Raw genomic sequence first — 21,229 nt, forward strand, 5'->3', positions numbered from 1 at the left:
CCTGCACCCCAGAAGCCTTGCCACTAGAAGAGGTCCAGCACCTTGAAACTGCTCGTCCGGCTCAGGCCGATTGCATTCATCGCCCTTCTGCTCATCCTCTGGCAGATAGCGATCGACCTGCATCCCATCCATATCCTCCCCAGCCCGTGGCAGACCGCGGGAGGCATCCTCTATCTCATCCAGCACAAGCTGCTGCTCAAATACATCGCCGCCTCGCTCTTCCGCGTCACCTGGGGATTCACCCTCGCCTCCATCCTCGCCATCCCACTCGGCCTCATCATCGGCTGGTATCGCCGCGCCGAGATGGCCTTCAACCCCATCATCCAGATCCTCCGCCCCATCTCTCCGCTCGCCTGGATTCCCATCGCCATCCTCTGGTTCGGCGTCGGCGACTCAGCCGCAATCTTCCTCATCTTTCTCGGCTGCTTCTTCCCCCTGATGCTCACCGCCATCAACGCCGTACAAAGCGTCCCCGAAGTCTACGTCAACGCAGGCCGCAACTTTGGCCTTAGCCCATCGGAACTCGTCTATCGCGTCCTCTATCCTGCCGTCGTTCCGCAACTGATCGTCGGCCTCCGCATCACGCTCGGCATTGCCTGGCTCGTCGTTGTCGCAGCCGAAATGATCGCCGTCGACTCCGGCCTCGGCTTTCTCATCGTCGACGCCCGCAACGCCGGCAACCGCTACGATCTCGTCGTCGCCGGCATGGTCATCATCGGCATCATCGGCCTTCTGCTCGACCTCGCCATGCGCTCACTCGAACAAGTCAAATCCTTCCGCTGGGGTTACGCTCAGGACTAACTCATGTCATCCACCATGCCCATCGCCGCAACCGCCAACTCGCCCGCTCAGGCCGCACCCGTCAAGCTCAGCGTCGACCACGTCAACATGACGTTCAACCGCGACGGCAAAACCACGCCTGTCCTCGAAGACATCAATCTCCAGGTACACGAAGGCGAATTCATCTGCCTGCTCGGGCCCTCAGGCTGCGGCAAATCGACACTGTTGAACACCATGGCCGGCTTTCTCTCTCCGACCAGCGGCGCCATCCGCATCGACGGCGAGCCCGTCACCGGCCCCGACCCGCGCCGCATCTTCGTCTTTCAGGAACGCGGCGTCTTCCCATGGCTCACCGTCGAAGGCAACATCGGCTTCGGCCTCTTCAAGCTCCCCGAAGCCGAGCGCAAACAACGCATCGCCCACTACATCAAGATGGTCGGCCTCGGCGGTTTCGAGCAGTCCTACCCCAACGAGCTCTCCGGCGGCATGAAACAACGCCTCGAAGTTGCCCGCGCTCTCGCCGTCAACCCCGACATGCTCTTCCTCGACGAGCCCTTCGGCGCGCTCGACTCCATCACGCGCCTCATCATGCGCGGCGAGCTGCTCCGCATCTGGCAAGCCGAGCGCAAGACCATCATCTTCGTCACGCACGACATCGACGAGGCCGTCCAGCTCGCCGACCGCGTCGTCGTCCTGAACCAGCGCCCCGCCAGCATCCAGCAAATCGTCAACATCGACATCCCACACCCGCGCGATCTCAGCTCCCCACGTTACCTCGAACTCCGCGACGGTATCTTCCACCAGATAGGACTGGCCCACCACGTATGAGCGCACTCGCCGAACCCAAAAAATGGGAACGCTACTTCTGGCCGCTCGTCGCCACCGCGCTCTTCCTTGCGGTCTGGCGATACTCCGTCCTCTGGTCGCATACGCGCATCTTCCCATCGCCATATGAAGTCGAACGCGGCATGGTCGAACTCATCCACCAGCACGTCCTCTGGGGAGACATCATCGACTCGCTTCGCCGCGTCGCCATCGGCTTCGGCGCAGCAGTCCTGCTCGGCGTGCCCATCGGACTCACCCTCGGCTGGTATCCCGCCGCCGACCAGGTCGTCAACCCGGCGATGCAGATCCTGCGCCCCATCAGCCCCATCGCCTGGATCCCCGTCGCCATCATCCTCTTCGGCGTCGGCGACGACGCAGCCATCTTCCTCATCTTCCTCGGCGCATACTTCCCCATCGTCGTTGCCTGCATCAACGGCGTCTCGAACGTCCCCTCCATGTACCGCCGCGCCGGCCGCAACTTCGGCCTCACACCCGCGCAGCTTCTCCGCAAAGTCATCTTCCCCGCCGCGCTCCCGCAAATACTCATCGGCCTGCGCATCGCGCTTGGCATCGCGTGGCTCGTCGTCGTCGCCGCCGAAATGATCGCCGTCGACTCTGGCCTCGGCTATCTCATCATCGACTCACGCAACTCCGGCAAGCGCTACGACCTCGTCGTCGCCGCCATGCTGCTCATCGGCATCATCGGCCTCATCCTCGACCTCGCCTTCCGCCGCCTCGAACGCATCAAGTCCGTCCGCTGGGGGTTCCGCAATGCCTCTTAGCTCAAAGTCGCTCAAAAAGATCATCCTCTTCTCCGCCGCGGGCTGGCTCATCCTCATCACTGCAATGCACGCATGGCTCAACGTCAACTGGGCCGCCGTGCTCAACGACTATCGCCCCGAAGCCAAGCGCAAAATCATCGTCGCTTACCTCCCCGTCACCTGCCAGCTCACCTGCCCCGTCACTGACTACATCTCCAAATACTCCGAGAACGGCGAGCTCTTTCTCCCACGCATGTTCCAGGGCTTCCCCGAGATGAAAGAAGCGCTCATCTCGAACAAAGTACAAGCCGCCTTCATCGTCGCACCCATGGCCATCGCTCTCCGCGCGCAAGGCGTTCCCATCAAGGTCGTCTACCTCGGCCACCGCTATGGCTCTGCAATGGTCGTACGAAAAAATGGCCCCATCAAAACCTTCGCCGACCTCAAAGGCCGTACCGTCGCCATCCCCAGCCGCTTCTCCGACGAGCGCCTCATCCTCTTCCGCGCCATGAAGGTCTGGCACATGGACCCGCACAGTATCAAAATGGTCGAGATGGCCCCGCCCGACGTGTCGGGAGCACTCGCGGCGGGCGCCATCGACGGCTTCGTCATGGGCGAACCCTTCCCCTCGCAGGCCGAGATGGCCGGCTACGGACGCATCCTCTTCCAGGCCCGCGACTACTGGCCCGACTACATGTCCTGCATCCTCGTCGTCCGCCAGGACCTCATCGACAAAAATCCCCAGGCAGTACAAGTCCTCGTTGATGGCATCGCCCGCTCCGGCCTCTGGCTCGACAAAAGCAAGCCCAACCGCGAAGACGCCGCCGACTTCGTAGGCCGCTTCTACTACAACCAGAAGCCCGCGCTGCTCCGCTGGGCACTCACCAAGCCGATGGACCGCGTCACCTACAGCCCGCTCGCCCCGCGCAAGGCCGACTTCGACATGGTCCGCGACCTCATGATCGAAACCGGCGTCCTCAACAAGAAAATCGACTTCTCCGACTACACCGACACTAGCTTCTCCGACAAAGCCAACATCGAGACCGCCTGGAAATATCAGGCCGGTTCAGCCACAGCAAAGTAGCTACTGCATGGATCAGGAAAAAGATGAACGTCATTCTGAACGAGCGAAGCGAAGTGAAGAACCCCCGCATTTTCTCGGCAGCCGCAAGAATCTACCCGTTGCAATCACCAACATCAAAGCAACAACGGGCATAAGGAGCACACCATGATCCGCCGAACCTTCCTCCAACTCCTCACGCTCGCCGGAGCAGGCTCGCTCACCACCGGCTGCACCGAAGCCAAGGCCCAAACCATCACCTACAAGATCAAAGGCTTCTCCTGCGTCACCTGCGCCGCTGGCCTCGACGTCATGCTCCGTCGCAACAAAGGCATCCTGCGCTCGCACTCCACCTACCCCGAAGCCACCACAACCATCGAGTACGAACCCAAAGTCATTACCCCAGCCACCATCCAGTCCCTCATCGCCGAGATGGGCTTCACCGCGCAGCAGCAACCGCCAACCAATAGCTAACCAGAGGAATCATCGTGCACGCCCCTGAACACTACACCAACCTCGCCTACCTGCTCACCAACGCACTCGACCTCACCCAACCACCTATAGCCATCACTTTCACTGACAACATTCCCACCGGCGTCCCCACGCACACCACACCAGCCCCAGCAGGTTGCCGCTTCTGGCAGGACGCAGCCGAAGGCGCATTCGCCACGTCAGCCAAAGACCACGCTCTCTGCTCCATCGGCTGCTACACCCACAACCTGCCCATGTCAGCCGCCACACAAACCGACCTCGCCGACACACTCAAAGTCCTCAACGATCTCACCTACGTCACCGCACAAGATCTGGCGCAAATCCCCGCACTCAAATCGCAATCGAAGCACATCCTCTACAGCCCACTTGGCGAAACCCCACTCCCACCAGACGTAGTCCTCCTCTTCGCCGACGCCAGCCAGACGCTCATCCTCACCGAAGCCACCCAACAAGTCGAGGATCAAAATCCACCCGCGCTCGGCCGTCCCGCCTGCGCCGTCGTCCCGCAAGTCATCAACACCGGTCGCGCAGCCCTCAGCCTCGGCTGCTGCGGAGCCCGCGCCTACCTCGACACCCTCACCGACAGCGTCGCCCTCTTCGCCATCCCCGGAGCAAAGCTGGAAGCCTACGCGAAGCGCATCGAAGCACTCAGCAAAGCCAACACGACGCTCGCAAAGTTCCACAGCCTCCGCCGCCAGGCCGTCGCCGCAGGCCAATCTCCCACCATCAAGGAGTCACTCGCCGCACTCGCTTAGTACTCGTTCTGCATCTCCATTTCGACTTTCTTTTGCGCTTCCACTCCAATCTTTTTTGCATTTCCATTCCCTAGAGCAGCAGCCTGCCCTGAGCGAAGTCGAACGGGGAGGAATCTGCTTTCCTCTCGACCAACACAAAAGCCCGAACCCCATCCATCGCAGCTTCATCGCGATGGGTGGGAATGTATCCCCTTGCCCAGCCAGCCTTCAGTTGTCAGCCTTCCACCATCACTGGATTCGACACCGCACTCTCGCGCCGCCGCAGCAATCCCACCCACACCACAAGCATCGCAGCCAGCCCCGCCAGCACCAGCCATGCAAACCAATCACCCCACCCGCCATACAGCGTCGCATCATGGCGAACCGGCACCATCACCAGCATCGTGGTGAACGCGCCATCCGCCGCAACCGGCGTCTCCGCCATCACGCGCCCGCGATCGTCACTCACCGTCATCAATCCACGCTTCGCCACGCGCACAATGCTGTACCCGTTCTCCACGCCACGCATCAGCGCCATGTGCCCATGCCACGTGCGGTCCACACCAAAATCCCACGCTGGCACCAGCATCAACCCCACGTCCCGCGCACCATACTTTCTCGCAGGATTCGGATAGTCCATATCACGGCAGATCTCCACTCCCACCCTACCCACCGGCTCATCGAGAACCGACATACCCCCGCCCGGTATTGCTCCGCTCTCCATCCCCGGCACCAGATGGTGCTTGTGATAAATCGTCTCCAGCGTCCCCGCCGCCGAATACAATCGGGCCTCATTGAACGTCTCCGGCCCAGTGGTATCGATCATCCCCACCAGCACCTGCACTCCGGCCTCCCGCGCAGTCTGCTCAAAAAACGCATCCACCTGACCCACATCCCCACGCGTAACCAGCACTGTCGCTTCCGGCAGCACCACATACTTCGCGCCGCGAGCCGCCAGCATCCGAATCTCTCCGCTGTACTCATCAGCCAACGCCATCACCTGCTCCGGAGCCGAAGGCAGCATGTTCGCCGGATCACGATCGATCAACCCCACCATCGCCATCCGCGGTGCACGCGGCGTCAGATACAGCCGGGCCGCACCATACCCGAAGACACACACCACAAAAGCGCCAAGCCCCCACGCCAACTGCCTGCGCTCACGCCCGCGCGACGACAGCGCCGCAGCCCCCAGCGCAGGAAACAGCAGCACGGCAAACCCAATCCCATACAGTCCCGCCAGCGCTCCCAACTGCAGCACCGGCAGGTTCCCCAACTGCGTATAAGCCGTATCGCCAAACGTGCCCTGCGACAGGTTCGTCAGATACTCCCCCGCAACAATCACCGCCGGAAACGCCAGCACCGCCAGCCATCGTCGACCACGCACAAAGAAACTACGGTACAACCCCGCCGCCAGCATAAACACAATCGACGGTACTGCCACACTCTCAGCCACCACCCACACTGGTATGTGGATCGAGTGATGCATGTAATACACCAGGTTCATCGCACCCAGTACACGCGCAACAAACGCCATCCCCAGCGCTGTCCACGCCGAAACCCTCGGCGCAAGCCACAGCACCGGCAGGGCAGCCAGCCAGATCGGCCACCAGCGTGGCTCTAGCCCCGTCGACCAGTAGTATCCCGCCGCACATACCAGCGTCGCCGCCAGCACCGTCTCAAACCCAATCCAGCCTGCCGCTTTTCCGTAACTCGCGTTCGCCATAAACCTCGCTCCTTCAGCCTCCACAAAACATCAAGCCCGAAGGCCATTCAGCAATCTCTCCAGTGAACGCCTCACCAGCGCACGAAACTCCTTCTCCGTCATGGCAAATCTCCCACCCCGATACAGCGCCAGATACCCATGCACATGGGCCCACAGCTCCATCGCGACCTCCCACACGTCATCGCGCTTCAGCCGCTTCTGTTTCATCCAATACGCAAGCGTGTCGGCAATCGGAGTCAGCGTCGGCGATTTGCGCGCCCGAAAATCCTCCGGAAAACGCCGCGCCCCCGGCCGCAACTCAGCAAACACATAATCAAAGATCCTCGGATGCGCCAGCGCATAGTCGACATAACCATCCAGCAGTCCCAGCATCTGCGCCTCAAATCCCGCCTCAACACGAGTCCGGTCAAAAAAATCGACCAGCCGCGCAAACTCCCTCTCCACCACCTGGTTCAGCAGCGCCTCACGATTGGCAAAGTGGTGATAGATGGCCATGGCCGTCACGCCAACTTCGCCAGCCACCCGCCGCATGCTTACCGCCTGCGCCCCCTCAGCCTCCAGAATGCGCAGCGCACACTCGGCAATCTTTTCCGAAGTAGTCGAATTCGCCTGTTCTGCAATCATCTATACACCGTATATCACGGTGAACTATACGGCGTAAAGCAGTAATATAAATTTCTTCTAAACCTTCCATCGTCAAAGCCAAAACCTTCATGCTGTCGCACGAAGGAGTATGGCCCATCAGGCATATCTATTTGCTTTGGAAAATTATTTGTTCGTGCGCGAGCCAGCGATCAGAATATCCACCAACCTGCGCGCACTCCGCTGCCAATCTGGCCCGGACGCCACATGAGAAACACCGATCAGCGCCCTCAGCAAGTCGAACGGTTCAAGATCGTTTCGCATCTCGCCACTCTTGATCGCACGCTTCACCAACCCGTCGATAGCCCCGAGTACTAGCCCACGAGATCCCTCAAACAGCTTCGAAGCCCCACCAACAACGCTGTTCAGCGCGGGAGCAATAATCTGCTTTGCCGCAATATGGTCGACAAACAGCAGCATCCACGCCCGCAGAGCTTCCATCGGAGACATCGTCTCGGCAAACCTGCGCTCAGCCGCAGCAAGTTTCTCCACCTCACTGCGGTAAACCGCCTCGATCAGGTCATCGCGCGCAGGAAAGTGCCGATACAGCGTACCCGCCCCAACCCCAGCCCGTTTCGCAATCTCATCCAGACTCGCCTCTGCTCCCAGACGAGTAAACTCCGCCTTCGCCACCTCAAGAATCCGTTCACGGTTCCGCTGCGCGTCGATGCGCGGCTTTCGCTGAACGGGTTCTGAGCGCTTCTTCGTCATCCTCAAAATAATTGCAACCGGAGACACTCTCCGATTATCTATACATGCGGAGACAATCTCCGTTTTATTTGACGTCACGACATTCGTCAATGCCAGGGAGAAGCCAAACCGCAGGCGAACCAGGAGGAATCGTATGCCCTACCACGCAAATCTTACCGCCACCTTCACACTGCCCGGCAGTTCACTCACCGTCAACCGCATGGGTTACGGTGCCATGCAGCTTGCAGGCAAAGACGGCAGCAAGATGGTCTGGGGGCCACCCAAAGATGTTGAAGGCGCAATCTCTCTCCTGAGAGACGCCGTCGCAAGCGGTGTCAACCACATTGACACCTCTGACTTCTACGGTCCGCACGTCACCAATCAGCTCATCCGAAGAGCGCTCGCTCCCTACCCTGGCGATCTGGTGATCGTGACCAAGGTCGGAGCCGGCCGAGGTGAAGATGGCTCATGGAACCCTGCTCTCTCGCGTATCGAGCTGATCGCCGCGGTCCACGACAATCTCCGCAACCTCGGTCTCGACACGCTCGATGTCGTCAACCTGCGCAGCATGTTCGACAGATATCGCCCATCGGAGGGTTCCCTCGAGGAACCCCTCACCGTCCTGGCCGAGCTTCAGCAGCAAGGCCTGATACGCCACATCGGCTTGAGCCACGTTACACCCACACAGATCGCGGAAGCGCGACGCATCGTTCCCATCGTCTGCGTCCAGAACCACTACAACCTCGCCCACCGCGCCGACGACGCTCTCATCACGGACCTCGCCCGCAATGGCATCGCCTACGTTCCTTTCTTCCCGCTTGGCGGCTTCACTCCCCTGCAATCGGACACCCTGTCCACAGCGGCCTCCCATCTCAACGCCACTCCCATGCAGGTCGCGCTTGCCTGGTTGCTTCAGCGTTCGCCCAACATGCTCGTCATCCCGGGAACATCCTCCATCACACACCTTCACGAGAACCTTCAGGCAGCAACGCTCCATCTCCCTGCCGAAGTGCTCGCGGACCTCGACGCCATCAACCAGACACCGCAGCGATAAGAAGCACCGCTCTCCCTGTCTTCACGCAAAAAGTGAAAGGAGAAATCATGAAAGTCTTCGTTACAGGCGCTACCGGCTTTATCGGTTCTGCGGTTGTTCTGGAACTCATCGACTCAGGCCACCAGGTGCTGGGGCTCACGCGGTCCGATGCAGGTGCCCAATCACTCGCAGCCGCTGGCGCGCAGGTGCACCGAGGCGAGCTTGAAGACATCCAGAGCCTGCGCAGCGGAGCAGAAGCCGCCGACGCCGTCATTCACACCGCCTTCAATCACGATTTTTCAAAGTTCAAAGAGAACTGCGAGCTCGACCGTCACGCCATCGAAGCCATCGGCGCCGTGCTCAAAGGCTCCGAGCGTCCATTGATCGTCACCTCCGGCGTAGCAGCGCTGGCCGAGGGCCGCGCCGCTACCGAAGACGACCCGCCGCATCCTGTTTCCGATTCCTACCCTCGCGCCTCTGAACCCGTGGCTTTAGAACTGCTGCAGCAAGGAGTACGAGCCTCTGTCATGCGCCTTCCGCAGGTCCATGACACAACAAGACAGGGGCTGGTCTCCTATCTCATCCAGTTGGCCCGCGAGAAAGGCGCCTCCGCTTACATTGACGCTGGACTCAACCGCTGGGCCGCAGTCCATCGGCTCGACGTCGCCCGGCTATACCGGCTGGCCCTTGAGAAAAACGTCGCAGGAGCCAGGTATCATGCAGTCGCCGAAGAGGACGTGCCTCTGCGCGATATCGCCGAAGCCATCGGCCGAGGCCTGAACGTCCCCACCGTCTCCATCGCGCCGGATACCGCAGCCAATCACTTTGGCTGGCTGGGAGCATTCGCTGGAATGGATCTCTGGGCCTCTGGCGCGAAGACGCAGCACCGACTCAAATGGAATCCCACAGGCCCCAGCCTCATCTCCGACCTCAACAACATGCAATATCACCAGCTTTGAACGATCTGTCCCGCGCAATTGCCGCCGTACAGCGCGCCGCAAATTGCACCGGAACTAAAAAGGGGTTGGGGATGTCCTGATGACATCTCCCAACCCTCTTTTCAAAACAAAATCCAATCGAAATCGAGCTAAGCAACAACGTCGATGCCCATCGAGCGCGCCGTGCCGCGAATCGTCTTCGCAGCAGCCTCAACGGTAGCAGCGTTCATGTCCGGCATCTTCTGCTTGGCGATCTCAAGCACCTGCTTCTCCGTCACCTTGCCCTTCTTCTCCTTATTCGGAGTGCCCGAGCCCTTCTCGATACCGGCGGCCTTCAGCAGCAGCACCGGAGCCGGTGGAGTCTTGGTGATGAACGTGAAAGTGCGGTCCGCATACACGCTGATGACGACCGGAACGGTCAGCCCAGCCAGCGCCGGGTCCTTGCCCGTGCGGTCGTTAAACTGCTTGCAGAACTCCATGATGTTGACCTGCGCCTGACCAAGCGCGGGGCCGACCGGGGGAGCAGGCGTAGCCTTCCCAGCCACAATCTGAAGCTTGACGTATCCAGTAACCTTCTTCGGTGCCATCGGGGTAAATCCTCTTCGCTTTCAGCGGCGCGCTCAAGTCACGCCGGCATAAATTGATACTTCCAAACTCTTATTCGACGACCTTGTCCACCTTCGAGAACTCGATCTCGACCGGCGTCGACCGCCCGAAGATGCTGACCATCACCTTCAGGGTCTGCTTGTCTTCGTTGATCTCGTCCACCGCGCCCGTAAAGTTGGCAAACGGTCCCTCGTTGATCCTTACCTGCTCGCCCTTGTCGAACTTCACCTTCAGGGTCGGCTTGTCCTTGCTCACATCCGTGCGGAACAGGATCGAACTGACCTCCTGCTCGGACAAAGCTACCGGACTGTCGCCCGTCCCCAGAAAGCCTGTCACCCGCGGAGTGTTCTTGATCACATGCCACAGGTCGTTGTCGAGGTCCATCTCGACCAGCACATACCCCGGCAAAAACACACGCTCAATCGTGTACTTCTTCCCGTTGCGCAGCTCCGTCACCGGCTCGGTCGGAATCATGATGCGGCCAATCTTGTTCTGCAGGCCAAAGGCCGCAATGCGGCTCTCAAGCGACTCGCGCACCTTGCGCTCGAATCCCGAGTAGGCGTGGATGATGTACCACTTGAAGCTCTCGTTTACCGGAGGCGCCAGTTGCTCCGACGGCTCGCCGGCGTTCGACGCCTCGGGCTTCTGCTCTTCCGGATTCAGCTCTTCTGCCGCCATGCTTGTTCCTTCTTTGCGCATTCTCGAATCTTTCTACTCAGACCGATTAGTGTCCCGTCAGCAAGTGAAGCAGCCGCTCGATCATGTTGCCGAAGACCGTATCGACAACCCAGAAGAACGCCGCAAACAGAAACACCGTAATCAGCACCACGATCGTGGTCGACTGCACCTCGGGCCAACCCGGCCACCACACCTTGCGCATCTCACTGCGCGTCTCTCTCAGAAACGCCATCAGGCGCGCCGGCTGGCTCTTCAACTGCTCAAGGCCGTTCGTGGGTTCGTTCTGTACTGCCACTGTCTTCGCCATAGTGCTGACTCAAACCTTCGTGCTGCTCAAATTCTGTTCATGCCACCCTGCTATCAAACCAGGCAGGATGGCGGGGGAGCTCGGATTCGAACCGAGAAGTTCGGTTTTGGAGACCGACAGTTTAACCGTTGAGCTTACTCCCCCGAGAAAGCTGTACGCTCTCAGCCTTCGGCCTCTGGTAAGCCCGAAAGCCAGCGGATGAAGGCTGTCTTACTTGGTCTCTTTGTGCGGCGTGTGCTTGCGGCACGTATTGCAGAACTTCGAGAACTCCAGACGGCCCGTCGTCGTCTTCTTGTTCTTCGTGGTTGAGTAGTTCCTGTTCTTGCACTCCGGGCACTGCAACGTGATAATTTCGCGCATTTCTAAACTCTCCTTCTAACGTGGCCAGCCGCTTCGGCTGGCAAGCAGCAATGTCGTTCAATCGACCGTCCGACACGCCGCGACGCAGGGCATACGGCCCCCGCTGCCGAATCCTGATTTTCAGTACGGAAAGACAAGCGGTCAGGCCACGCTCATCCTCCTCTATTATCCACGAAATCTATCATTTCGCAAAGGCTCGAATAACACGAATCGCAACTTTTCACGGCTCTGCGAAAATGCAGGAAAATCACTGATTTCTTGGCCGGTTCCACTTGACGGTTGAGGGCCAAAGGCCCGTCTCATACCAGCCTGGGGTGAAACCCCAGGTAATCGATCCAAAAGAAATCGAAGGACTGAAGGCCCGACTCATGCACTTTTCCAGAACCATCTGAAGATCCTTAGGCAAACCGCTCAGAGACACAGTGCGACTGAAATCCTCGCGACTCCATTCGGGGTTGCCAGATTTCGTCATATTCTTAGCAGCGATTTATCGGATCGTTCTTGCCGAGCTAGCCGCAAATTCCTTTTTGGCATTGCCCAGAATGCGCCGCGAAAGAATTATCTGCGAAATTCCAATCGCCATGCCAACTAGCATGAGCGCAAAAACAAACGGCGGCATGTCCCGTCCTTGACCAGTCACCGCCCAGCTTGGCATCGACGTACGAATGGCAAGCGCCCAGGTCTCCAGAAAGAAGATGGCCAGTAGATAGACGCAATGAATCATCAGCAGGCGCGGCACCTGCTCCCGAACATACTGCGCCGATAGGCGGTACCTGGTATTGACACCTCTGGGCCGGAAGAAAATATAGATGAAGACACCTCCTGAATAGCTGATGAGCGTCGCATATTGCATCCCGTAAGGTCGCCCGCCAAAAAAGATAAACGCAAGAACAGAGCCCACCACCAACGCAAAATAGAGAGCGGCCACACCCAAGCCCTCAGTCATCGTCATCGGATCTTCGTCGGGCTGCTTTTCTTCCGGAATATCGAAGTACTCAAACACCGTAGAAGTGTACTCTCCCATCGCTCAAGATATTACGTCCGCGAATGACTTGTCGGAATGTGCCACGATTACTGCACTGCGCTAGCAATGCTTCTGGCTGCAGGCATATCGACCTTAACCAAAGAAGCGGCGAGCCGAAGCTCACCGCCTGATTTGATCTTCGCGGGTCAGCAGAAACACGCGCGAAGCGCGTCTCCTGCCGTCCGCGAAGGACTACTTGATGATCTCGGAGATCGTCCCTGCGCCGACGGTCCTGCCGCCCTCGCGGATCGCGAACCGAAGACCCTTCTCCATGGCCACCGGCGTCACCAGCTCAACCGTCAGCTGGATGTTGTCGCCAGGCATCACCATCTCCGTGCCCTCCGGAAGCTTCGCCGAGCCCGTCACGTCCGTCGTCCGGAAGTAGAACTGCGGACGATAGCCGTTGAAGAACGGCGTATGACGCCCGCCCTCTTCCTTCGACAGCACATAGATCTCGCCCTTGAACTGCGTGTGCGGCGTAATCGAGCCGGGCTTCGCCAGCACCATCCCGCGCTCCACATCCTCCTTCGCCGTGCCGCGCAGCAGCAAGCCCGCGTTGTCGCCAGCCAGACCCTCGTCCAGCTGCTTCTTGAACATCTCCACGCCCGTCACCGTCGTGTTCTGCGTGTCGCGGAAGCCGACGATCTGCACCGCCTCGCCCACCTTCACCTTGCCACGCTCAATACGTCCCGTCACCACCGTGCCGCGACCCGAGATCGAGAAGATATCTTCAATCGGCATCAGGAACGGCAGATCCACCGCGCGGTCAGGCTGCGGCACACTCTTGTCCACCGCCTCCATCAGCTCGTCGATCTTCTGCTCCCACTGCGCCTCACCGTTCAGCGCGCCCAGCGCACTGCCGCGAATCACCGGCACGTCGTCGCCGGGGAAGTCGTACTTCGACAACAGCTCGCGCACTTCCATCTCGACCAGGTCCACCAGCTCGGCGTCCTCGACCGCATCGCACTTGTTCAGAAACACCACGATGTACGGCACGCCAACCTGACGCGCCAACAGCACGTGCTCCTTGGTCTGCGGCATCGGGCCGTCGGTGGCCGCAACCACCAGAATCGCGCCGTCCATCTGCGCCGCGCCGGTGATCATGTTCTTGATGTAGTCGGCGTGGCCGGGGCAATCGACGTGCGCATAGTGACGGTTCGGCGTCTCGTACTCCACGTGCGAGGTGGCAATGGTAATACCGCGCTCGCGCTCCTCTGGAGCGTTGTCGATCGTGTCGAACGAACGAAACGTGTTCTTCGGGTTGTGCTTCGACAGCACCTTCGTGATCGCCGCCGTCAGCGTCGTCTTGCCGTGGTCAATGTGACCAATCGTCCCTATGTTGACGTGCGGCTTTGACCGGTCAAATTTTTCCTTCGCCATCGCTCTTGTCTCCTCAGTGTTGGCCGGCATCTCAACCGGCGTTGAAATCGAAAATCAAAACCCAAACTTGTCTCAGTAATATGCGTACAGCTTGAAGAACTTCTGCCGCAACTCCGGCGCGACCTTCTCCAGACTGGCCAGGTAGAACTCACGAATCTGCCCCTGGTCGCTCGGGTTCAACCGGCTGTACTCACCGGCAACCGCAGCGCCCAGCAGCCCCTTGCGCAGAACATCTTCAAACTCGCGCACGCGAAACCCTGCCCGCTCCACGGACTTCAGAAAATCCGCAACCTTCCCTGGCGCAAAAGAAGCCGCGACAGCGGCCTTCACCGCATTGAAGGTCTCAGGGTCAGCAACCGAAAGTACAGCCTGCTCAAACATCGCTTCTTAAAATCTCCTGCGAACGGGCCACAGCCAGGTCGCCTTCAAAAACCTATGGAGCGGGAGACGGGAATCGAACCCGCGACCAACAGCTTGGAAGGCTGTGACTCTACCACTGAGTTACTCCCGCCCGCCGCAAAAATCTGGAGCTGATGATGGGGCTTGAACCCATGACCTCTCCCTTACCAAGGGAGTGCTCTACCACTGAGCTACATCAGCCTTCACAACCAACCCAACTCAACCATCCTACCGCGAACGCATCCGTCCAAGCACGACGCGGAAGGCAAAAAATCCCAGCAAAATCCACGTAAGCTCCTGGATCTTTCCCGGCTCGATCGTCCGCCAGACGCATAGCGCCAGCAAACCCATCACCGCCAGCGCAATCCACATCCGTCCGCTGCTGGCAGGGCCAAAATCCAAAACGCTCACCAGTCCCGCAATCCTTCCAGTCCAACCAACTCATGGTGCACAGGGGAGGATTCGAACCTCCGTAGCGCATAGCGCGGCAGATTTACAGTCTGCTGCCATTAACCACTCGGCCACCTGTGCACATCCTGCAAACCCGCCCGCCGCGCAGCCCTCATCTCCAACCGAATCTTCCCCGCGAAACACTGCCGCGGAGTCATCTCACGTTGAAGGAGTTTTCAGAAGGCCTGCCGGCCAGAACGGTCCCGCAGTACAACCAAACCCATCCAAATCCACGACTGCCGATAAACTGGAGCTGGCGAAGGGACTTGAACCCCCGACCCTCTGATTACAAATCAGATGCTCTACCAGCTGAGCTACGCCAGCCCTAACAGTCAACTGCGCTGCCATCGCGTCGAACTCCGCGAACAACAGCGCATAACAACTTTAGCATAGCCAGAATGCCACAGCAAAACCTAAGACGCCACGCCTATCGCAAACCTCTCCCGCAAATAACGCCCCAGTTTCCGGGGCCACTCGCGGTCCATGCACGGACGCTCAATCAGCACATAAAACACTGTGCCTACCATTAGGACCATCGGCAATCCGATCACCACACCGGCACCATAAAGACGGGCAAACCCGGTCAAAAAATGCACCCGCCCGAATACCCAATAGCATCCATCCATCACCAGCGAATGCGTCAGATAAATGCTGTAGCACATGCCTCCCACCGTCGCCACAAACGCATTGCGGAAAAACCGGTTCAGCAGCTTGCCGCGAAACGCGCTGATAAACAGCACCACCAGCAACGCTGGCATCCAGTACCCCGCCTCGCGGTCACTCATAGAAAACACGACATACCATAGCGGAACTCCAACCACGTCCCACCACCACGAAGACCTGATCCGCGGCAGCACCGTGATGTACCCATCCGCCATCAGCAGCCCGGCCAGAAAATACTGCACAGACCATGCGAGCGACAGCGTATACCGGCTCTCGGGATGCTCAGGTATATGCGCCGCCACTGCCCCGAAGCCTACGATCAAGCCCACCAGCAGCAAGCGCCGGGCCCACTTCGGCCTCGGAAAAAACAGCACCGCCAGCAGAGGGGCCAACACGTAGAACTGGACCTCCACCTCCAGCGACCAGCTCGGCGGATGCACCAGTGGATGCACGCCATACATCAGCCAATGCAGGTACAGCAGACTCGCCAGCAGGTGCGGCAACACCTCCATCACAGGAAGATGTTTCAACGCCACCACCAGCGGAAACCGCATCAACAAATTAATGATGTACGGCGGTTCCAGCCGCGTCACCCGCCGCAGAAAGTATGCTTTCAGCCCAACCTTCGGCCCTCCGGTAATATGCTGCTGTGCGAATGGCAGCCCCAGCACCAGCCCGCTGATGGCAAAAAAAATCGGCACGCCGCGGCCCATATGAAGGAGCACGAAAAAAATAGGGTTCGACCCTCCATTGGACACACAGGTTCCGCAGGTAATATTCGACATCTTCTCCAGGTGATACAGCAGGACCGAAGCGATCGCGACAAACCTCAAACCATCGATCTCGGGAATATACCGCCCGCTCGTCGTCACACGGCGCAGCGAATCCACAAGACTCTTCTTTGTCCCGCGTTCCGCTTCTGTTTCAGGCGTCATTGGCTCGATCCTATACAACTCCCTCTACCCGTCACAATGATTCCTCCGATGCCCGCAACCGATTTACGCTAACCTGATTACGTCATGCGCCCCAACCCAACGGCTTCCGGATCCCATGCGTAGACGCACCCGCTACTCTCTGCTGCTCGCCCTCGCGATCATCGCCGCGCTCGTCGTAGCTGTCCTTCTTCGCAAGGCCGCGCCGCCCGAAGTCGCGCGCCTGCTCCCCGAGTCCGACGCCATCTTCTACGCCAACCTCCGCCCCATCCGTCTGGCCACGCACTTCGACCGCGCCCAGATCCATCGCAGCCCCGAGTACCAGCAGTTCATCGACGCCACCGGCATCGTGCCCGAGCGCGACCTTGACGCCGTCGCCTTCGCCGTTCACCGCATGCCCGACCCCAACGGCCCCAACGGCCCCGTCGGCTACTCCGAAGTCTTCGAGGGCCGCTTCGACGGCGTCCGCCTCGGCCGCTACCTGCGCTCGCTCGCTACCTCTATCGAAGACTACGACGGCCACACCATCTACACCATCCCTGTCGGCGAAGGCAAAGACATCCGCCCCTTCCGCATCACGCAGCTCGCCTACGACACCATCGCCGCCTCCAACATGCCCACTACCGAGCAGATTCACTCCATCCTCGACCGCCACCGCGCCGCCGCCTCGCCCTTCGCCGGGTCGTCGCTCCTGCGCGCGCGCTACCGGGACGTACCGCTGCTCTCCCCCGTCTGGGCTATCGGACACATCGGCCTTCCCTTCTCCGACCGCGGCTACATCAGCGTCTTCGGCCTCCAGCTCCCCCTCGCCGCCGACACCACCTTCGTCGCCAGCCTCCGCTACGTCGGCGCGCTCCACCTGCGCATCGTCGAATACGCGCCCAACGAAACCACCGCGGCCAACACTACCCAAACCCTCAACACGCTGCTCAATCTCTTCCGCTCCATCCAGCAAAATCAGCCCACCAACCCCAACGACGCCGCTTTGCTCCAGATGACCAACACCATCAAAATCGAGCAAGACAAAGACCACGCCGTCCTCTCCGCAAACGTTCCTATTGAACTCATCAAACAACTCACCGCCGCCCCACCCAGCCCGCAACCATAAGCGGTGGCGTTTCAATCAGCCACCAATCTTCGGGTGCCCCATTCATCGCGGCTTTATCGCGATGGGTCGGAAAGCACAAAGCCCAATCAGCCACCCTTTGCATTTCCATTCCGCACCCTGAGCGGAGTCGAAGGGGGAGGAATCTGCTTTCTCCTTCAACAGCCACAAACGTTCGGGCGCCCCATTCATACGCAGTTTCATCGCGCATGAGTGGGAATGAACACACTCGCCCAGCCCCTTTGCATTTCCACTCCGCACCCTGAGCGAAGTCGAAGGGGGAGGAATGCAGTGGTAGAACCGATTAACCTAAGCCATATACAATTCACTACGAACAAAATTGTTCATCCCCGGCACCACGCAAATCTCTCCTGGAGAACCCCGCCCATGTCCGGACGTACCCGCACCCTCGCCCTCCTCGCACTCGCGGCCCTCACTGCACCTGCTCTCCTCGCGCAATCCGGCAAAGTCCTCACTGGCCAGGCAGCCTTCACCGACTGGAACCAGCAGCAGCCCGGCGTCCGCCATAAGATCACCCTCGCCGACCTGCCCGAGCCCAAGCCCGACGAAGCCGTAGACAACGGACCCACCGTAGTCCCGCGCCCGGACAACGCCTGGCCCACCGCGCCCGCCGGCTTCAAAGTCACCCTCTACGCCGGCGGCGACTCCACCCCCATGCAGCGCAGCGAAAACCGCCGCCAGACCCACCAGGCCGCCGAAGGCACCTTCGTCATGCCGCGTCTCATCACCTTCGCGCCCAACGGCGACCTCTTTCTCGCCGACTCACAAGCCGGCATCGTCTTCGTCCTCCGCGGCGTCGGTCCCGACGGCAAGGCCACCCACATCGAAAAGTTCGCCACCGGCCTCGACCATCCCTTCGGCATCGCCTTCTATCCCGCGACCAATCCCAAATGGGTCTACGTCGGCAACGCCACCACCATCCAGCGCTTCGCCTATCACCCCGGCGACATGCATGCGACCGGCGCACCCCAGACCATCATCCCCGACATCCCCGGCTACGCCCAGCTCCGCGGCGGCGGCCACTGGACACGTGACGTCGTCTTCACCGCCGACGGCAACCACATGCTCGTCTCCGTCGGCTCCGGCTCCAACGTCGACGACGCCGACACCCACCCCCGCGAGTTCCACCGCGCCGACATCCTCGAATACACACCCGACGGCAAATTCATCAAGGTCTACGCCCACGGCCTCCGCAACTGCGTCGGCGAAGCCATCAACCCCATCACCGGCTCACTCTGGTGCTCCACCAACGAGCGCGACAACCTCGGCAACCACCTCGTCCCCGACTACGTCACCAGCGTCCCCGAAAACAGCTTCTTCGGCTGGCCCTGGTACTACATGGGCGGCCACCGCGACCCGCGCCTCCAGGACCCTTGCGCCAACGGCACCGGCCCCAACCCGCAACTCACCAAACCGCTCACTGAAGCTGAAGCCGCGAACTGCAAGCGCGAAGACATCTCATCGCACGTCCGCACCCCTGACGTCATCGTGCAGCCTCACATGGCCTCGCTCGAGATGGCCTTCTATCCCATCCACAAATCCCAGTTCCCATCCGAATACACAGGCGGGGCCTTCGCCGCCGAACACGGCTCCTGGAACCGCAAGAACCGCGCCGGCTATGAAGTCATCTACATCCCCATGAAGAACGGCCACGCCACCGGCGAGTACGAGGACTTCCTCACCGGCTTCGTCGTCAACAGTGGCCAGGTCTGGGGCCGACCTGTCGGCGTAGCCGTCGCCAAAGACGGCAGCCTCTTCGTCACCGACGACGGCTCCCGCAGCGTCTGGCACATCACCTACACCGGCAAATGAACGTTGAGCCGCAGCGATTCTCCATCGCTGCGGCTCAATTTGCCTGCATTTCCATTCTCGTTTTTTGTATTTCCATTCCGTAGCAGCTTTACCGGGATCACTACCGGCGGCTAGCAACCACCGTCTGCGGCAATTGGCACACCTTCACCGCACCATTCTCAAAGCCGCAAGAGAAACCCGTAGCTGCATTCCTGTCCAGCACCACCCAATCCACGCCCAGCGGAGCAAGTGCAGCAATCCTGCGCGCATCGGTCTCTTTGCTCAACCCCTTCTGCGCACCTTCACCCGCAGCCCACGCAGGCGCCAGCGCAGGAGTAATCGAAACCTCACCGCCATCCTTCGAGTAATCCGGCAACGCGCTCCGCTCAGCCAGAGCGCGAAAACACTGCGCATCCTCACCCGGCTCAGAAATATAGTGTGCATCCAGCGCAAACAGCGCGTTCTTCGGCGTATTCAGCTTGATCCACTGAAACGCCTGCTCCCACTGATTCTCAGCCGCGCTTCCATGCCTCATGCCAGGCAGCTCCAGGTGCGCCGAATCCGGAAACGTCTGCCATTCGGCAAACGTCATCAACCCACCCAGCACTGCCAGTGCCGCAGTCCATCGAACAGCATGTCTCCGCAGCATCCACTTCGCCGCAGCCGCACCGAGCAGCAGAATCATCACCACATAAACAATCTGAAACACCCGTAGCGGCTGCATCCGCGCCACCAGATAATTCGACGCATCTACCCGCGCGAACACCAGCGCAATCCCCATCGCCATCACGCCGCACACAACCGACATCCGCGCCAGCGCCGCACGCGCCGCATTACCTTCACGCCGGCCAAATGCAATCACCGCCAGAATCACCAGCGGAGCCACCAGACCCATCCACTCATACCAGTGCCACCGGCTCAAAAACCAGTAGTACCGCGTCACCGCAGCCTGCCGATAGATCGCGCTCTCTGGCGGGGCGAGCCTCGACACCACTTCCGCCATCGTTACTGCTCCCACGCAAAGCGCCGCCGTACCCCACCGCCGCACCGCCAGGCTCTCCGACGCGACACACGCCAGCACCAGCACGCAAGCCAGTGCATAGCCCGCCATCAGTGGATGCATCGCCCCTGCCACCACCAGCGCCGCCACCATCAGCAGCAGTCCGCGCCTCTGCTCTCCATCCTCCGAAACAAAGAACCCAAGCGCCCCAGCCAGCGCCAACAGTGCGCACGGTGTCGAAATGCTCCGCGCCGTCACATACGGATCCATCAGCATCAGCGACGTACCCGCGATCGGCAGCATCAGCCACACCGCCAGCAGAGCCACCGCGCCGCATCGCGCCGTACGCGAGCGAAAACACCGCGCCGCCACCAGCCACGCCGCAAACAGCGTCGCCCAGATGCTCGCCACATACACGCCAAAGAAGACCGCTTCGAGCCCCAGATGCGACCACCGCACCAGCCCGGCCATCACGTGCGCGAACACTGAAAACCGCAGGTGCTCGGTCACAAACACCGTCTCATGCGGATACAGCTTCGGATCGAGCAGCCACTTCACCCCAGCCATATACAGCCCGCCGTCTTCGGCATAGGGGTGATAGCCGCTCACGGCAACAGCCAGCACAGTCAGCACCGCGCCCAACGCCGCGCCAAACCGCTGCTCGCGCTTGCTTGCCGCCGGGGACGATTCCAGAACGATAGGTGCAGCTACTGTTGTTGCCAAATATCCGCTACTCCAAAATAAAATCGGCCAACATCATCCAGTTGCCGCACTTGAACACTTCAGTATTGGACGAACTTCACAAAAAACCAGGTTGGTCTTCTCAAACTTCAAC

At 60.1% G+C, this 21,229-nt stretch carries 23 protein-coding genes and 5 tRNA genes; 10 read left to right on the forward strand and 18 right to left on the reverse strand.

The window, feature by feature from the left end; all coding sequences use genetic code 11:
* The first annotated feature begins 42 nt into the window (after nt 1–42).
* From IEX36_RS15215 to IEX36_RS15240, 6 genes are all read left to right on the forward strand, one after another.
* Entirely contained in the window at nt 43–801 is a 759-nt protein-coding gene (locus IEX36_RS15215) for an ABC transporter permease (RefSeq protein WP_188760438.1), read from the forward strand.
* 3 nt (nt 802–804) lie between these two features.
* Entirely contained in the window at nt 805–1,608 is an 804-nt protein-coding gene (locus IEX36_RS15220) for an ABC transporter ATP-binding protein (protein WP_229669055.1), read from the forward strand.
* Nucleotides 1,605–2,387: an ABC transporter permease gene (locus IEX36_RS15225; protein ID WP_188760439.1), complete on the forward strand. Its 783-nt coding sequence runs from the start codon at nt 1,605–1,607 to the stop codon at nt 2,385–2,387. Before IEX36_RS15220 ends, IEX36_RS15225 begins: the two co-directional genes overlap by 4 nt.
* Nucleotides 2,377–3,450 (forward strand): ABC transporter substrate-binding protein, encoded by a 1,074-nt coding sequence (locus IEX36_RS15230; RefSeq protein ID WP_188760440.1) that lies wholly within the window; start codon nt 2,377–2,379, stop codon nt 3,448–3,450. The genes IEX36_RS15225 and IEX36_RS15230 overlap by 11 nt, the downstream gene beginning before the upstream one ends.
* Before the next feature lie 144 nt (nt 3,451–3,594).
* Nucleotides 3,595–3,900 carry a heavy-metal-associated domain-containing protein gene (locus IEX36_RS15235; RefSeq protein WP_188760441.1) on the forward strand — a complete coding sequence of 102 codons (306 nt, stop codon included), beginning with the start codon at nt 3,595–3,597 and terminating at the stop codon, nt 3,898–3,900.
* A gap of 14 nt (nt 3,901–3,914) precedes the next feature.
* Nucleotides 3,915–4,673 (forward strand): DUF169 domain-containing protein, encoded by a 759-nt coding sequence (locus IEX36_RS15240; RefSeq protein WP_188760442.1) that lies wholly within the window; start codon nt 3,915–3,917, stop codon nt 4,671–4,673.
* Between the two features lie 214 nt (nt 4,674–4,887).
* Here IEX36_RS15240 and IEX36_RS15245 read toward each other — a convergent pair whose 3' ends face one another.
* The 3 genes from IEX36_RS15245 to IEX36_RS15255 form a co-directional block, all read right to left on the reverse strand.
* Entirely contained in the window at nt 4,888–6,375 is a 1,488-nt protein-coding gene (locus IEX36_RS15245; protein ID WP_188760443.1) for an apolipoprotein N-acyltransferase, read from the reverse strand.
* A 30-nt stretch (nt 6,376–6,405) separates the two neighbouring features.
* Nucleotides 6,406–6,999, reverse strand: a complete 594-nt coding sequence (locus IEX36_RS15250) for a TetR/AcrR family transcriptional regulator (protein ID WP_188760444.1) — start codon at nt 6,997–6,999, stop codon at nt 6,406–6,408.
* A 144-nt stretch (nt 7,000–7,143) separates the two neighbouring features.
* Complete coding sequence (locus IEX36_RS15255; RefSeq protein ID WP_188760445.1) at nt 7,144–7,728, reverse strand: TetR/AcrR family transcriptional regulator; 585 nt, start codon at nt 7,726–7,728, stop codon at nt 7,144–7,146.
* 133 nt (nt 7,729–7,861) lie between these two features.
* Between IEX36_RS15255 and IEX36_RS15260 the strand changes: the two genes are divergently transcribed.
* Nucleotides 7,862–8,761 (forward strand): aldo/keto reductase family oxidoreductase, encoded by a 900-nt coding sequence (locus tag IEX36_RS15260; protein ID WP_188760446.1) that lies wholly within the window; start codon nt 7,862–7,864, stop codon nt 8,759–8,761.
* A 47-nt stretch (nt 8,762–8,808) separates the two neighbouring features.
* Nucleotides 8,809–9,699: an SDR family oxidoreductase gene (locus IEX36_RS15265; RefSeq protein WP_188760447.1), complete on the forward strand. Its 891-nt coding sequence runs from the start codon at nt 8,809–8,811 to the stop codon at nt 9,697–9,699.
* Between the two features lie 128 nt (nt 9,700–9,827).
* Here IEX36_RS15265 and rplK read toward each other — a convergent pair whose 3' ends face one another.
* The 14 genes from rplK to IEX36_RS15335 form a co-directional block, all read right to left on the reverse strand.
* Nucleotides 9,828–10,265 carry a 50S ribosomal protein L11 gene (gene rplK / locus IEX36_RS15270; RefSeq protein ID WP_188760448.1) on the reverse strand — a complete coding sequence of 146 codons (438 nt, stop codon included), beginning with the start codon at nt 10,263–10,265 and terminating at the stop codon, nt 9,828–9,830.
* 70 nt (nt 10,266–10,335) lie between these two features.
* Complete coding sequence (gene nusG, locus IEX36_RS15275; RefSeq protein WP_229669056.1) at nt 10,336–10,962, reverse strand: transcription termination/antitermination protein NusG; 627 nt, start codon at nt 10,960–10,962, stop codon at nt 10,336–10,338.
* A 46-nt stretch (nt 10,963–11,008) separates the two neighbouring features.
* Nucleotides 11,009–11,269: a preprotein translocase subunit SecE gene (secE, locus tag IEX36_RS15280; RefSeq protein ID WP_188760450.1), complete on the reverse strand. Its 261-nt coding sequence runs from the start codon at nt 11,267–11,269 to the stop codon at nt 11,009–11,011.
* Between the two features lie 68 nt (nt 11,270–11,337).
* Nucleotides 11,338–11,413, reverse strand: a tRNA-Trp gene (locus IEX36_RS15285).
* Nucleotides 11,414–11,479: 66 nt separating this feature from the next.
* Nucleotides 11,480–11,629 carry a 50S ribosomal protein L33 gene (rpmG, locus tag IEX36_RS15290; RefSeq protein ID WP_162400445.1) on the reverse strand — a complete coding sequence of 50 codons (150 nt, stop codon included), beginning with the start codon at nt 11,627–11,629 and terminating at the stop codon, nt 11,480–11,482.
* Nucleotides 11,630–12,116: 487 nt separating this feature from the next.
* Entirely contained in the window at nt 12,117–12,632 is a 516-nt protein-coding gene (locus IEX36_RS15295) for a hypothetical protein (RefSeq protein WP_229669057.1), read from the reverse strand.
* A gap of 213 nt (nt 12,633–12,845) precedes the next feature.
* A complete protein-coding gene (gene tuf / locus IEX36_RS15300) occupies nt 12,846–14,033 on the reverse strand; it encodes an elongation factor Tu (protein ID WP_188760452.1) in 1,188 nt (395 codons plus the stop codon).
* 72 nt (nt 14,034–14,105) lie between these two features.
* Complete coding sequence (locus IEX36_RS15305; RefSeq protein WP_188760453.1) at nt 14,106–14,414, reverse strand: hypothetical protein; 309 nt, start codon at nt 14,412–14,414, stop codon at nt 14,106–14,108.
* 55 nt (nt 14,415–14,469) lie between these two features.
* Nucleotides 14,470–14,544 (reverse strand) — tRNA-Gly (locus IEX36_RS15310).
* Between the two features lie 14 nt (nt 14,545–14,558).
* A tRNA-Thr gene (locus IEX36_RS15315) sits at nt 14,559–14,633 on the reverse strand.
* 27 nt (nt 14,634–14,660) lie between these two features.
* Entirely contained in the window at nt 14,661–14,843 is a 183-nt protein-coding gene (locus IEX36_RS15320) for a hypothetical protein (RefSeq protein ID WP_188760695.1), read from the reverse strand.
* A gap of 33 nt (nt 14,844–14,876) precedes the next feature.
* Nucleotides 14,877–14,963: transfer RNA gene (locus tag IEX36_RS15325), tRNA-Tyr, on the reverse strand.
* A gap of 167 nt (nt 14,964–15,130) precedes the next feature.
* Nucleotides 15,131–15,206, reverse strand: a tRNA-Thr gene (locus IEX36_RS15330).
* Nucleotides 15,207–15,295: 89 nt separating this feature from the next.
* A complete protein-coding gene (locus IEX36_RS15335; protein ID WP_188760454.1) occupies nt 15,296–16,480 on the reverse strand; it encodes an acyltransferase family protein in 1,185 nt (394 codons plus the stop codon).
* A 115-nt stretch (nt 16,481–16,595) separates the two neighbouring features.
* Between IEX36_RS15335 and IEX36_RS15340 the strand changes: the two genes are divergently transcribed.
* A complete protein-coding gene (locus tag IEX36_RS15340; RefSeq protein WP_188760455.1) occupies nt 16,596–17,585 on the forward strand; it encodes a hypothetical protein in 990 nt (329 codons plus the stop codon).
* A gap of 384 nt (nt 17,586–17,969) precedes the next feature.
* A complete protein-coding gene (locus IEX36_RS15345; protein WP_188760456.1) occupies nt 17,970–19,415 on the forward strand; it encodes a PQQ-dependent sugar dehydrogenase in 1,446 nt (481 codons plus the stop codon).
* 100 nt (nt 19,416–19,515) lie between these two features.
* On the opposite strand, the gene IEX36_RS15350 is transcribed toward IEX36_RS15345, so the two are convergent.
* Nucleotides 19,516–21,117, reverse strand: a complete 1,602-nt coding sequence (locus IEX36_RS15350; protein WP_188760457.1) for a hypothetical protein — start codon at nt 21,115–21,117, stop codon at nt 19,516–19,518.
* Nucleotides 21,118–21,229 lie beyond the last annotated feature (112 nt).

Origin of the sequence: Edaphobacter acidisoli, from assembly GCF_014642855.1 — a bacterium.
Lineage (GTDB): Bacteria > Acidobacteriota > Terriglobia > Terriglobales > Acidobacteriaceae > Edaphobacter > Edaphobacter acidisoli.